The organism is Mesorhizobium sp. 113-3-9, assembly GCF_016756515.1.
Taxonomy (GTDB): Bacteria; Pseudomonadota; Alphaproteobacteria; order Rhizobiales; family Rhizobiaceae; genus Mesorhizobium.
On the sequence record NZ_AP023246.1, the window covers coordinates 2,906,215 to 2,919,321 of the forward strand.

Sequence of the window (13,107 nt, forward strand, 5' to 3'; positions counted from 1 at the left end):
CTGAAATCAACCAATGGAATGGGAATGATGGCCGATTTGTCGCTGAGAAACATTCGCAAGGTTTATGGTGACCTGGAAGTCCTGCACGGCATCGACCTTGAGATAAAGTCGGGTGAATTCATCGTCTTCGTCGGTCCGTCGGGCTGTGGGAAGTCCACGTTGCTGCGCTCGATCGCCGGCCTCGAGAAGATCACCTCCGGCGACCTCGTCATCGACGGCGAGCGGATCAATGCCGTCGCGCCCTCGAAGCGTGGCATCTCGATGGTGTTCCAGTCTTATGCGCTCTACCCGCATATGACGGTCTACGAGAACATGGCGTTCGGGCTGCGCATCGCCGGGATGTCGAAGGCCGAGATCGATGAGCGGGTGCGCAAGGCGGCCGAAATCCTCCAGCTCGACAAATACCTGCAACGCCAGCCTAGGGCGCTCTCCGGCGGACAGCGGCAGCGCGTGGCGATCGGCCGCGCCATCGTGCGCAATCCGCGTGTCTTCCTGTTCGACGAGCCGCTCTCCAACCTCGATGCCTCACTGCGCGTCGCCACCCGCATCGAGATTGCCAAGCTGAAGCGGAGCATGCCCGACGTGACAATGATCTACGTCACCCACGACCAAGTCGAGGCGATGACGCTGGCGGACCGGATCGTCGTGTTCAAGGACGGTGGCATCGAGCAGCTGGGCACGCCGACCGAACTATACCGGAAGCCGGCGAACCTCTTCGTCGCCCAGTTCATCGGTTCGCCGGCGATGAACATCCTGAAGGGAACGGTCGTCCACCGCACCGGGACGTCGGCGCGTTGCCGGCTCGATTGCGGCGTCACCCTCGAACTGGCGGCGGAACCCGGCAGGCTTTCGAAAGGTGAGGCCGTCAGCATCGGCATCCGCCCGGAAAACCTGCGGATCGCCGAGGGAAAAGGGGCCGAGCCGGCATTTACCGGAACCGTCGATCTCGTCGAGCACCTCGGCGAGGTGCAGATCCTCTATGTGGATCTGCCCGGCGTCAGCGAGAAGTTCCTGGTCAAGGTGGATGGGGAGAGTTCCATTGCACGCTCGCAGAGCGTCGATTTCACCGCGCGGCGACGGGATATCCATGTTTTCGACGCCGCAGGAAACGCCATTCCGGTTGTGAGCCGGCGCGACAGTTCAACCGACGCTAGTCATAACAGCGGATCGCGCCCATGACCGCAAGACTCTCCACATGCAGACGTGATCGATAAATTCAGCCGTGAGCGCCTGGCGGTCCATATCCAACGCCAGATCAAAAACGGCGATGTCCTGGTTATGCCAGCCCTTCTGTTTGTTCGCCACGGCTCGATGCGAATATCCACTCCAAAGACATGTTCAAGTGTTCGACATCACGATGACGCGTGGCAATTGCAATGCCGTCAATTCACCAGTTACGTTTTGCATGGCGGTGCATTTGAAGAAGCTTCAGCGCTGCACAAGGTATATTGAACTCGTGCCGGCCGCATTGCGCGTGCAACATGACGACGCTGGATGTCTCGATCCGCAGTGGTGCAACTTGATCGAAGTTTTCGTTCTGGGGTTCGAGTCGGCAGGGCGCTGGCGCCTTTCGCCCCACTCAGAAGGCTTGCGGTGACGCGAACGACATCTTCGCGCCGCATTGTCGCTGCGCAAGGTCCATACAGCTCATCTCGAAGGCGGTCATTCCCGGCACCGTCGACAGAGTTAAACCCCTTCTTGGCGCATCTCTGGGGACATTGCACTGGCAAGTTGAGCCTGGGCTTTCACCATGGAAACCAGGAACAGCCCCAGATTGCCTTGCTCCAGGTCAAGGCAGCCTATTTGTCCCATGAGATTGCCGAGTTCGTCACGCAGGATCGTGATCGCCTGTTCGGCTCCCCAGGAACCGTGTGCCGTGACACCGTAGAGAGTTGGCCGGCCGGCGAATACAAAGTCGGCGCCTAGGCAAAGCGCGGCGAAGATGTCCGAGCCGCGACGCACACCTCCGTCCATCATCAGCGGCATGTCCGGGCCAACAATCTCGCGCAGGATCGGCAGTACCGAGGGCGCGGCAACCGATCGGTCGTACTGCCGCCCGCCATGGTTGGAGACGTAGATGCCGTCGGCCCCCAGCCGCATGGCCATCGTGGCGTCGTGCGGGTGCATCACACCCTTTACCACGAGCTTGCCGGGCCAGAGGTCACGGAAGAGCTTCAAGTGCTCCCAGGTCTGAACGCAGTAAGCATGGGTGTTGGCAAACTCTGCCACCTCAATTGCGCTTGATCCCGGGGGCGCGTAGAGCGCCCAGTTCTGCATGACGGGCAAACCGCCGGTGCGCAGGTAAGCAAGCGTCCACGCGGGATGACAAAGGCCGTCCCAGGCAAGCCGCGGCGTCATCCTGAGCGGGAACTCAAAGCCATTGCGCTGGTCGCGCTCTCGCTTGCCGGCGATCGGGATGTCGATGGTGACCACCAGGACTTGACAGCCTGCCCGCTCAGCGCGGCCGATCAGGTGCCTGGTGATTTCGACGTCGGCCGCGGCGTAGAGCTGGTACCAAAAGCTGTTCGGAGCGAGTTTGGCCGCATCTTCGATGGAAGAGACGCTGGTGCCAGACATGATGAAGGGAATGCCGGCCTGTTCTGCCGCCTGTGCGAGCATCAGGTCCGCTCCTGGTCGGAACAGTCCGGCATAGCCGGTTGGCGCAATGCCGAAGGGTGACGCATAAGTCTTGCCGAACAGCGCCTTGCGCTGCGTTCGCTGCGACACGTCCAGCATGTAACGCGGCAGAAAGCGATATGCATCAAATGCGGCTTCGTTCTCGCGCAGGCCACGCTCGTCGCCCGCGCCGCCATCGATCCAGTCGAACAGGATCTTCGGCAGCCGCCTCCTGGCATGCTCGCGCAGATCCGAAATCGAGATGACCCGCCTCAAAGCACCCTCACCAAACCAGCATCCAGGTTGTTCATCGCAGCCGCCAGTCAGTCGTGCAGCATCGCGGGCTCGGGCTCCTCGTCGCCTTCCGGAGCAGACGCCGCTTCCCGCTGGTGCGATTGCGCCAGAATGTCGCCGAACGCCACCGGGAACAGCGAGCCCAGGAAGACACGAGCGATGTGCTGCGCCTCGCCCGGTTTCAGCGGATTGGGTACCGAGCGCATGTTGAACCAGAGCCCTTCGATCAGCGAGTTCAAGCCGACCGCGGCGAGATGGGCGTCGGCACGCTTGTTCGGCTCGGCCGCGACGATCTCCTCGAAGATCGCCTTGGTCAGGCTGTATTCGCGCTCGCGCAGTTCGGCAAAGAGCTTGCGATAGTCGGAATGGATGTGCCGTTCCGACAAGAAAGCGTGCCACAGCGCGATCTTCTTCTGGCTGGTCACGCGCCGGCTGAAGCTTGCCACGATCATCGCATCGATCCGCTGGGCGGCTGTCCCATCGGCCACGGCAACCGCGGCCTCCTCGCGGCAGTTCATGTATTCACCCGAAACCTTCTCCAGCGCGGCCAGCAGCAAAGCTGCCTTGGTCTTGAAGCGGAAGGTAACGTTGCCATAGCCGATGCCCGCTTTGGTCGCGACATCGGCCAGCGTCGTGCGCGAGAGCCCCTTGCGGCCGATCACCTCGATGGCCGCTTCGATCAGCTCCTCGCGGGAATCCTCGGCTGTTTTCCGGCGCCGCAGCAGCGGGCGAGCAGGCTTGGCTTCGGTCTTGGGTACGCGCGGCATCAGCCCCTCGAAGTTATGCGGGTCAAGCGGTGGCACCGCAATCAATAGGAAAATCGGCGCCGGTCACGAAGGTGGAGTCCGACCCTGCCAGAAAAACGATGATGTCGGCAATTTCGGCCGGCGCGATGGAACGCCGCAAAGGCTGCGTATCGAGCCATTCGGGAAGCGTGACATCCACGCTGGCGTCGAAGAAGTTCTCGATCATGGTGGTATCGACCACGCCGGGGCTGACGCTGTTGCAGCGGATGTTGGTGCCGCGGCGGGCGCAATCCAGCGCTATTTCGCGCGTCAGGTTTACCACGGCGCTCTTGCTGGTCGTGTAGGCAACGAGCTTCGCATCGGCGCGGCTGCCCGACACGGAAGCGAGGTTTACGATCGCCCCGCCGCTCGCCGGCATGTGCGGGATCACCGCTTGAACGCCGCAGAAGGTGCCCTCCACGTTCACGGCCATTACCTGCCGCCATTCTTTGAGGGTGGTGGATTCAAGGGTGCCTTCCCGCAGGATGCCCGCGCAATTGACCAGGATGTCGATCCGGCCGAACTCGTCGACCACTCGATCGACGGCATTCTTCCAGGAGGCACGATCCGTGACATCGTGCCGTACATAGCGCGCGTTCTCGCTTTTGGGAAAGCCATCCGGCCTTGGCGCGATGTCGGTTGCCACCACGGTCGCGCCGAGATGCAGCAGCCGCGTCACCGTTGCCAGGCCGATGCCCGAGACGCCGCCGGTCACAATGGCGACCTTGCCGGTAAAACCTTCTTGGTTGGAAGGCCAAGGTCCGGATGTCATGCTGCGATCCTCTGTTGTTCGAAGGGGCGGGGAGTGGACGGCGTGACGCGCAGGCACTGCAAGGGCTGGAGATGGGAGCATCAGCGCGCGAGATAGCCTCCGTCCACCACGAATTCGCCGCCGGTGACAGCGGCGGACCTGTCGGAAGCGAGGTACATTACAATCCCCGCCAGCTCTTCCGGTTGTCCCAGGCGGCCCATCGGGTGAGCGTCAATGATCCGCGCCCGTGCCGCATCGCCATCGGGATGGCTTGCCAGGTAATCGAGCACCATGGGGGTGGCGAAGTATCCTGGCAGGATCACGTTGCACCGCACATTCGTCTTGCGCGCGGCGAGATCGAGTGCCGCCGACTTCGACAGCATACGCACGGCTGCCTTGCTCGAGGCATAGGCAGCCACACCTTCCGCCACGATGCCGCCATCGCCGGTTGCGCCGTTCACCGAAGCGATGTTGATGATCGACCCGCCGCCGCCTTCCCGCATTGCCGCGGAAACGAGCTTGCAGCCGAGGAACGTGCCGTCCAGATTCACCGACAGGGTCTTGCGCCAGATTTCCGCGGTGCAGTTCAGCACATCGTCGCCATCAAAGGCGATGCCGGCCCCGTTCAGCAGCACGTCGATGCGCCCGAAACGCTCGAGGATTTCGACAATGGCGGCGCGCCAGCTGTCTTCTGACGTGACATCCAGGTGGATCGAGCTGCCACTTCGGTCCGCCGCCGATTGCGCGATGTCGGCGGCGATCGCCGTGGCGCCCTCCTGCCGGAAGCGCTGAACGCAGGCGCGGCCGAGCCCCGAGGCGCCGCCGGTGACCAGAACGATTTTGCCGCCCAGCTCGTACATGCTCAACCTCCCGCCGCCAGACGAGAGGGACGAACGAAGTCGTATTCGTCGGGGCGCACCCAGAGCGTTTCCCACCAATAGCGCACCGTGCTGCCGGACCAGTTGTTGAGGATGCGGCCGGAAGCATCCTTGTACCAGCTCGAGCAGCCCGCGGCCCAAACCGTGCGCTGCAGGTCGACATCAAGCTTCTTGTTGAAGCGTTCCATTGCTGCCTTGCGCGGGGCCATGAAACGGGTCCGCCGCGCCTGCATCGCTTTCAGGCAGCGCATGACATACAGAACCTGGCACTCGAGCATGAAGATCGCCGAGCCATGCCCGAGGTTGGTGTTGGGACCATAGAGCATGAAGAGGTTGGGGAAGCCCGTCAGCGTTATGCCGCGATGCGCCGTGGCGCCGCCGGCCCACGCCTCGTGAAGGTCGAGGCCGCCAAGCCCCTTGATCGTCATGGGCGCGAGGAAGCGTTGCGTCTCAAAGCCCGTGGCAAGGATGATCACATCGGCATTGCGGTGCCCGCCGCCGGTGCGGATCCCTGCCTGGTCCAGACCCTCGATGCCTGATCGAACAAGCTCGACGTTCGGGCGCGCCAGCGTCTTGAACCACTCGTTGGACAATAGAATGCGCTTGCAGCCGGCGGGGTAGTCCGGCGTCAGCGCGCTGCGCAATTCCGGGTCCTTGACCGCCTCCTCCAGGCTTCGCTGGCTCTGCTTTTGCCATGCCAGACCAAGCCGGCTGCCCTTCAGGAAGGCACGAAACGTCTGCTCGATCGACCAGTAGTCGAACAAGCGTTGGACCTTCATCAGCCAGGGGAACGCCCTCAGCATCCTTTTTTCAAAAGGGGAGATCGCGCGATCCGGCTTGGGGATGACCCAATTGGGCGAGCGCTGGAACAGCGTCAGCTTGCTCGCCTTCGGCGCGATCTCCGGCAAGAACTGGATCGCGCTTGCACCGGACCCGATGACGGCGACCCGTTTGCCCTCGAGATCGATCCCGTGATCCCAGCGGGCAGAGTGGAAGATGGGGCCACCGAAGCTTTCGAGCCCGGGGAACGCGGGCGTTGCAGGCAGGTTGAGCTGTCCGGTCGCGGTCACGAGGCAGTTCGCCTGATACTCCTCGCCTGCCGCGGTGCGTAGCCGCCAGACCGATGCGGTCTCGTCGAACTCCGCGCTGCTCAATTCCGTCGATAGGTGGATGCTCGGACCAAGGCCGTACTTCTCCACGATCCGTTCGAAGTAGGCCTGGATTTCATCCTGCTTGGCAAAGCGGCGGCTCCAGTCCGGATTCATCTCGAACGAGAACGAGTAAAGGTGGGAGACGATATCGCACCCGGAACCCGGATAGTCGTTGTCACGCCAGGTGCCGCCGACGCGATCCGCCTTCTCGAACACGATGAAGGGAATGCCGGCCTGCTTCAGCCGAATGGCCATGCACAACCCGCCAGCGCCAGCCCCGGCGATCGCGACGGAAAGAGGCTGCGACTGCAGGCTTTTGCGATCATCCATCTCAGTTCTCCGCCAAGCCTTGCACCCAGTGACAAAACATGCGAAGCCATCTATATGCGATTGCTTAGGCAGTCAATAACAACAAAATTACCTAATGTTTTCATACAGTAAGATCGCAATAGAGAGAATTAGTAAATTTAACTTGCGACATTGTCGCAAAGGTGGAAAGCTATCGGAATTCGGGAAAGATCGCGGTATCAGATGAGTGCGCCGGCTTCAGGTCAGACAAAATCAGCAAGCGCCTGGCGCTCGAAATCGGCATGCCGCGGCTTGCGTCCGATCTCCCGGTGTGGCGTGTCGGCATGACTTCCGCGCCCGTCCGGAACCTGGCTGGAAGCGTCGCCATCGTCACCGGGGCAAGCCGCGGCATGGGTCGCGCCGCCGCGATCGCGCTTGCGGAGCAAGGCGTCAAGGTTCTCGCGACGGCGCGGGATGGTGACTTGCTGGAAACGCTTTCCCAGACTCGTGGAATAACTCCTTTTGCGCTCTCGCTAAGCCGCCCTGGCGCTTGCGCCGAGATTTCCGAAGCCGCCCATGCGCTCGGACCTGCGACCATCCTCGTTCATGCGGCAGGGCGCGGCGGTTATCTTGACAAGCCGATTTTCGACCAAGGCCTTGATGATTGGCGCGAGACCATGGCCGTCAATCTCGATAGCGGCTTCGAGCTGTCCCAATTGGTTGCGCGCAACATCCGTGAAGCAGGCTGGGGCCGGATCGTCCTGCTCGCCTCAACGGCCGGCGAAGTCGGCGCGCCGTCGATGGCGCCGTATTGCGCCTCCAAGCATGGTGTGATCGGCCTGATGCGGTCGGTCGCTCAGGATATCGCTCCCTTCGGAGGAACCTGCAACGCGGTGCTGCCAAGCTGGGTGCGTACCGATATGGCCGAGCGCGATGCCGAATTCGAGGCCGAGCGGCGCGGCATGAACGTGGAAGAGGTATGGGCCGAGCGCAATGCCGCCAACCCGGCGGGTAGGATCGTCAGTGTGCAGGAAATCACAGACGTGATCTCCTTTCTTGTCGCGCCTGCTTCCAGTGGCATCAACGGCCAGGCCATCACTGTTTCGCTTGGGAGCTACTGGTGATTTCTAGCGTCCAGACCAGTTCAGTGCAGCCGGCCATAGAATGCCGCAACGTTTGGAAGCTCTTTGGGAGCCGTGCCAGCGAGGCGATGGCGGCTACCAAGCAGAGTGAAACGGCCAAGAAGGATCTACTCCAGAAGTACGGTTGCGTCGTGGGTGTAGCGGACGTCAACCTCTCCATTCCGGCTGGCCAGATCTTCTGCATCATGGGTCTGTCCGGCTCCGGCAAGTCCACTCTTGTCCGTCACATCAACGGGCTGATCCGACCCACCTCGGGCGACATCTTGATCAATGGCCAGAGCGTTTGCGATCTCAGTGCCAAAAATCTTCGTGCCCTTCGCGCCTCCAAAATCGCGATGGTGTTCCAGAACTTCGCACTGCTTCCGCACCGCACGGTGATCGAAAACGTGGCCTTCGGACTGGAGCTTCGCAAGGTCCGCCGAGCCGAACGGCTTCAGCGTGCGGCGGAGATGCTGAAGCTGGTCGACCTTGCTGGTTGGGAAAACCGCTTTCCCGATGAGCTTTCGGGTGGCATGCAGCAGCGCGTCGGTCTGGCACGCGCGCTTGCGGGCGACCCCGACATCCTCTTGATGGACGAGCCGTTCGGCGCGCTTGACCCGCTGATCCGGCGCCAGTTGCAGGACCAGTTCATCGAACTGTCCAGCAAGATGCGCAAGACCACCGTCTTTATCACCCACGACCTCGATGAGGCGATGCGCGTCGGCACCAAGATCGCCATCATGCGCGACGGCCGGGTCGTTCAGGTGGGAACGCCTGGCGACATCATCGCTCGCCCGGCCGACAGCTATGTCGCCGAGTTCGTTGCCGGCGTGTCTGAACTGAAGGTTGTGCGGGCATCGGATATCATGGTGGAAGCGCAAGGTTCCTTTGATCCGTCCGCTCCCCGCGCCGCGCCAGACACTACCCTGGGCGAACTCGCAGGGTTGGCCGCTGGCAGCGATCATCCGATTTCGATCATCGATCTTTCAGGCAAGTTGGTTGGGCTTGTCGACCGCCTTGCGGTTCTCAAAGGCATGAGCAGAAGGCAGAGCGTTGGCTGACCAGGCGATCGACATATCCTATCCCGCAAAGGCCGGCCGGCAGAACCAACGGACGCTTGTCAATGCGTTTCTGGGCGGCCCGCTCTGGGCCGCGCACCATGCCATGTGGGGCCTGTTCGCGGCATCGGCCATCGTGGAGGCCATCGGCCTGGTGGTGTTCGTGCGCGGGTTGGTCGTCGCGGGACAAGGCGTCGGCGCCTGGTTCGGCGCACTGGTCATCCTGGGCGTACGGATCGGCACGGCTTTGCTTGGCGCCTATAGCGTGGCTCGCGGAGAACGTCACCACCGGTCGCATGTTGCCACGGCCAGCACACTGATCGGCACGGCGATCCTGGTTTTCGCCTACGGGCTGACCCTCTACCGGTTCGTGTCGCCGGCACCCGTCGATTACCTGGTGAAGTTTCCCGCTCCGCGAGGCTGGGACAACGCGACAGCGCTGGTGTTCGACAATGCGGTCACCTGGATGAAGCGCAATTGGGTCGGCTTCTTCGACAGCCTGACCGTCGGCCTCCGGTATACTTTGACCTTCATCGAAACAATCTTCGTGGGCACGCCCTGGCCCGTGGTCGCACTTGTTTTCCTGCTTGCCGCGCTCTGGCTCTCGGGCTGGCGGGCGTTGCTGTTCACCGCGGCATGCCTTCTCTATCTCGGCATCTTCGGCTTTTGGGAAAAGAGCATGGGCACGCTGGCGCTGATCGCGACAGCCGTGATCATTTGCATCATCATCGGGCTTCCGCTCGGAATCCTTTGCGCCAAGAGCAGGCGCGCGCTGACCGTGCTCGAGCCGGTGCTCGACATCATGCAGACGCTGCCGACCTTCGTGTACCTGATCCCGGCCGTGGCCTTCTTCTCGGTCGGCAAGCCGCCGGGCGTCATCGCCACCGTGATTTTCGCGCTGCCGCCCGTCGTGCGCCTCACGGCGCTCGGCATCCGCCAGGTTCCCAAGCACGTCAAGGAAGCAGCCGACGCATTCGGAGCCACACCGATGCAAGCCCTGCTGAAGGTTGAGCTTCCCCTGGCCGTGCCGTCGATCCGCCTGGGTATCAATCAAACGATCATGATGTGCCTGTCGATGGTGGTCGTCGCCGCCATGATTGGCGCGGGCGGGCTGGGGCTGGATGTCATCCGCTCGCTGCAGATGCTCAAGACAGGTCAGGGCTTCCTGGCGGGCATCGCGATCGTGCTGTGCGCCATGATGCTCGACCGTATGGTGCGCGGTCGCGCGCGCAGAACCGAAGATAGCGAGAATTGAGATCACTCTCGACACACAAACAACAAGGGGAAGAGCAGACATGTTTCGCAAACTAATGACGAGCGGCGTGGCCGCGCTAGCCATCCTGGCCCTTGCGGGCGGTGCGGCGGAGGCCAAGACCAAGGTCGTGATCGGTGAGCTGGACTGGCTCGGGTCACGCGCGATTGAGCAGGTCTTGAACCAGGTCATGACCGAATACCTCGATGCCGATGTGAGCACGATCGCTGCCTCCCAGGAGGCGCTCTACGAGAGCATGAACAAGGGAGACGGCAGCGTTGATGTCGTGGCGGACGTCTGGAGCGATCACCTGCCTGCCCAGATGAAGAACTATGTCATTCCTGGAAGTGCCGAAACGATCATCTTCAACAAGACGCCGTATGAGGGGACGGAGGGCATCTTCATCCCCAAATACGTTGCCGACGAATACGGCGTGAAATCTCTCGCCGATCTGGCCAAGCCGGAGATCGCGAAACTCTTCGATTCGGACGGCAATGGGCTGGGTGAACTCTGGGCCGGCGCGGCCGGTTGGGAGTCCACCAATCAGACGCAGGTGCGCGCCAAGTCATACGGCTTCGACAAGACGATGGAGTTGACCACGCTCGACCAGGCCGTGGAGCTGGCATTGTTGAAGGATGCTTATGCCAGCAAGAAGCCGATCGCCTTCTATTACTGGACGCCCGAGTGGATCTTTGCCGCCTATGAGCTTGTGAAGCTCGAGGAGCCTGCGTTCACCGGCTACACCACCGAAGGCGCGAAGGGTACGGAGCGCTATAACGCAAACGGCTGCTACACCTTCTACCAACCAGGCGAACGCAACGACTGGCTGGAAGCCAGCGACATCAAGTGCAGCCAACCGCCGACCCGCGTGTATGTCGCCCATTCCAAGGAACTCGCCGGCCGTGACCCCAAGATCGCGCAGTTCCTGACACAGGTGAAACTCAGTACCGACGATGTCAGCAAGTGGATCCTGGCCATGGAAGTCGACGGCAAGCCGGTTGAACAGGTCGCCAAGGAGTGGATCGACGCGAACAAGCCGAAGATCGAGAACGAATGGCTAGCCGGCGTGCGGTAGCAAGCCCTTCCGCCTTTCTGGCTTGGAGGCGGCGGCATCGGGACTGGATACGCCTGGCTGGGGCCGGGCGCCAACGGTGCCCTCGTCTGCCTGTCCGGCACCGGTTCTGCCGCCGCCCCTCGCGACGGCCGGCCAGCGCAGCCTGACGTCGGCCTCCTTCTGTGCGTCTCCGTAAGCGGCAGCATTGCTGCGCAAGGTGCTAACATGACCTATGACTTCATCATTGCGGGTGGCGGTTCGGCAGGCTGCGTGCTCGCCAATCGGCTGAGCGAGGATCCGGCCAACAGGGTCCTGCTGGTCGAAGCGGGTTCGGCTCGCCGCAGCATCTTCGTGAGCATGCCAACCGCCAATGGCTTCATCTTCGGCAAGCCGGCCTATGACTGGGCATTCCGGACGGAGCCGCAAGCCGAGATGTTCGGTCGCCAGGTATACTGGCCGCGCGGCAGGCGGCTCGGCGGCTCTTCGGCGATCAACGGCATGGTCTACATCCGCGGCAACCCCTCGGATTATGACGGCTGGCGCCAGCGCGGGCTGGATGGCTGGTCCTATGCGGACGTTCTTCCGTATTTCAAGCGCATGGAAGACAGCCACCGCGGCGACAACGACTTCCATGGCACGGGCGGGCCGCTGCGTACGAGCTATGCCGGCGGTGCGGCGCCCATCGATCTCGCTTTCCTCGAAGCGGCGAAGCAGGCGGGCTACAAGCGCAACGCGGATTTCAACGGCGCGCGCCAGGACGGCTTCGGCATCTACGATGTGAGCGTGAGCGGCGGCCGCCGCAGCGATGCCGCCTCGGCCTACATCCACCCGATTCTGCACCGCAAGAACCTGACAGTGATGTCCGACACGTTTTGCGAGCGGATCGTTGTCGAAGGGGGGCGGGCGGTCGGCCTCAAGGTACGGCGCAACGGAAAGGCCAAAGAGGTTCGAGGCGGCGAAGTCATCGTCGCGCTCGGCGCCATCACCTCGCCGCAACTCCTGATGGTGTCCGGCATCGGGCCGGAGCAGAACCTGCGCGACGTGTCTGTTCCCGTTGCGGTGGACCTGCCCGGCGTCGGTGCCAACCTGCAGGACCATCTTGCCCTGCCGGTGCAATACGAGACCACCAACCCGGCTGCGACCTTCGATCGTTACCAGCGCATCGATCGCGGCGTGATGCTGGGTATCCGCTATCTGCTCACCAAGTCCGGGCCGGGGGCGCATCCTTTCTGGAGCTGCGGCGCGTTCAGGGCAAGCGACCCGGGAGACGCGCCTGAACTCCAGTTCTTCTTCACGCCGATGCTGCTGATCGAGGATCCGAAGAGCCACCGCAAACAGGCGGCGGCGGGCTATCAGATTGACATCAACCAGATGCGGCCGGACAGCCGTGGCTTCATCCGCCTGCGATCAGACCGGATGTCCGACGCGCCGGTCATCGATCCTCGTTACCTCTCGGAAGAGAAAGATCGTCGCGAGATGGTGGAAGGCATTCGGGCGGCGCGCGAGATCGGCGAACAGGATGCCTTCAGCCCCTACCGCAAGGCGGAGATCGGACCTGGGCCGGAGATCCAGTCGGATGGCGCGCTCCTCGACTATGTTCGCCGCAACGCAATCTCAGGCTACCATCCAGCCTGCACCTGCAAGATGGGCACCGACACCGATCCCCTTGCCGTGGTGGACGCATCGCTGAAAGTTTACGGCGTGCGCAACCTGCGCGTGGTCGACACTTCGGTCATGCCCACATTGGTGACCGGCAACACCAACGCTCCAACGATCATGATCGCCGAAAAGGCCGCCGACATGATCCTCGGCAAGAAGCCGCTGGCTCGGGCGGACGCGGCCTAGCCATCCATCCGCGG

General features: G+C 62.4%; 12 protein-coding genes. 7 read left to right on the forward strand and 5 right to left on the reverse strand.

The features are described from left to right. The first annotated feature begins 27 nt into the window (after positions 1-27). On the forward strand, positions 28-1,179 hold the full coding sequence (locus MesoLj_RS14120) for an ABC transporter ATP-binding protein (RefSeq protein ID WP_202327290.1): 1,152 nt from the start codon (positions 28-30) through the stop codon (positions 1,177-1,179). A gap of 163 nt (positions 1,180-1,342) precedes the next feature. Beyond that, entirely contained in the window at positions 1,343-1,597 is a 255-nt protein-coding gene (locus MesoLj_RS14125; RefSeq protein ID WP_202326380.1) for a hypothetical protein, read from the forward strand. An 89-nt stretch (positions 1,598-1,686) separates the two neighbouring features. Here MesoLj_RS14125 and MesoLj_RS14130 read toward each other — a convergent pair whose 3' ends face one another. The 5 genes from MesoLj_RS14130 to MesoLj_RS14150 all read right to left on the reverse strand — a co-directional run bounded on the left by MesoLj_RS14130 (position 1,687) and on the right by MesoLj_RS14150 (position 6,805). After that, positions 1,687-2,892 carry an alpha-hydroxy acid oxidase gene (locus MesoLj_RS14130; RefSeq protein ID WP_202326381.1) on the reverse strand — a complete coding sequence of 402 codons (1,206 nt, stop codon included), beginning with the start codon at positions 2,890-2,892 and terminating at the stop codon, positions 1,687-1,689. A gap of 47 nt (positions 2,893-2,939) precedes the next feature. Next, entirely contained in the window at positions 2,940-3,677 is a 738-nt protein-coding gene (locus tag MesoLj_RS14135; RefSeq protein ID WP_202326382.1) for a TetR family transcriptional regulator C-terminal domain-containing protein, read from the reverse strand. A gap of 22 nt (positions 3,678-3,699) precedes the next feature. Then, positions 3,700-4,410 carry an SDR family NAD(P)-dependent oxidoreductase gene (locus tag MesoLj_RS14140; RefSeq protein WP_181180024.1) on the reverse strand — a complete coding sequence of 237 codons (711 nt, stop codon included), beginning with the start codon at positions 4,408-4,410 and terminating at the stop codon, positions 3,700-3,702. Between the two features lie 137 nt (positions 4,411-4,547). Continuing rightward, the gene (locus MesoLj_RS14145) at positions 4,548-5,306 is read right to left on the reverse strand and encodes an SDR family NAD(P)-dependent oxidoreductase (RefSeq protein WP_202326383.1); all 759 of its coding nucleotides are present in this window, start codon (positions 5,304-5,306) and stop codon (positions 4,548-4,550) included. A gap of 2 nt (positions 5,307-5,308) precedes the next feature. Continuing rightward, positions 5,309-6,805: a flavin-containing monooxygenase gene (locus MesoLj_RS14150; RefSeq protein ID WP_202326384.1), complete on the reverse strand. Its 1,497-nt coding sequence runs from the start codon at positions 6,803-6,805 to the stop codon at positions 5,309-5,311. A 260-nt stretch (positions 6,806-7,065) separates the two neighbouring features. Here MesoLj_RS14150 and MesoLj_RS14155 point away from each other — a divergent pair, with 260 nt between their 5' ends. The 5 genes from MesoLj_RS14155 (at position 7,066) to MesoLj_RS14175 (ending at position 13,093) form a co-directional block, all read left to right on the forward strand. After that, complete coding sequence (locus MesoLj_RS14155; RefSeq protein WP_202326385.1) at positions 7,066-7,887, forward strand: SDR family NAD(P)-dependent oxidoreductase; 822 nt, start codon at positions 7,066-7,068, stop codon at positions 7,885-7,887. Positions 7,888-8,036: 149 nt separating this feature from the next. Next, entirely contained in the window at positions 8,037-8,945 is a 909-nt protein-coding gene (locus MesoLj_RS14160) for a quaternary amine ABC transporter ATP-binding protein (protein ID WP_446720310.1), read from the forward strand. Next, on the forward strand, positions 8,938-10,197 hold the full coding sequence (locus tag MesoLj_RS14165; RefSeq protein WP_202326386.1) for an ABC transporter permease: 1,260 nt from the start codon (positions 8,938-8,940) through the stop codon (positions 10,195-10,197). The genes MesoLj_RS14160 and MesoLj_RS14165 overlap by 8 nt, the downstream gene beginning before the upstream one ends. A 40-nt stretch (positions 10,198-10,237) precedes the next feature. After that, on the forward strand, positions 10,238-11,269 hold the full coding sequence (locus MesoLj_RS14170; RefSeq protein ID WP_202326387.1) for an ABC transporter substrate-binding protein: 1,032 nt from the start codon (positions 10,238-10,240) through the stop codon (positions 11,267-11,269). A gap of 204 nt (positions 11,270-11,473) precedes the next feature. Continuing rightward, positions 11,474-13,093, forward strand: a complete 1,620-nt coding sequence (locus MesoLj_RS14175) for a GMC family oxidoreductase (protein ID WP_202326388.1) — start codon at positions 11,474-11,476, stop codon at positions 13,091-13,093. The last annotated feature ends 14 nt before the right edge of the window (positions 13,094-13,107 follow it).

Coding starts and splice junctions, on each gene's coding strand:
- MesoLj_RS14120 (WP_202327290.1), top strand. CDS start 28: ATGGCCGATTTGTCGCTGAGAAACATTCGCAAGGTTTATGGTGACCTG.
- MesoLj_RS14135 (WP_202326382.1), bottom strand. CDS start 3,677: ATGCCGCGCGTACCCAAGACCGAAGCCAAGCCTGCTCGCCCGCTGCTG.
- MesoLj_RS14145 (WP_202326383.1), bottom strand. CDS start 5,306: ATGTACGAGCTGGGCGGCAAAATCGTTCTGGTCACCGGCGGCGCCTCG.
- MesoLj_RS14150 (WP_202326384.1), bottom strand. CDS start 6,805: ATGGATGATCGCAAAAGCCTGCAGTCGCAGCCTCTTTCCGTCGCGATC.
- MesoLj_RS14155 (WP_202326385.1), top strand. CDS start 7,066: ATGCCGCGGCTTGCGTCCGATCTCCCGGTGTGGCGTGTCGGCATGACT.
- MesoLj_RS14170 (WP_202326387.1), top strand. CDS start 10,238: ATGTTTCGCAAACTAATGACGAGCGGCGTGGCCGCGCTAGCCATCCTG.
- MesoLj_RS14175 (WP_202326388.1), top strand. CDS start 11,474: ATGACCTATGACTTCATCATTGCGGGTGGCGGTTCGGCAGGCTGCGTG.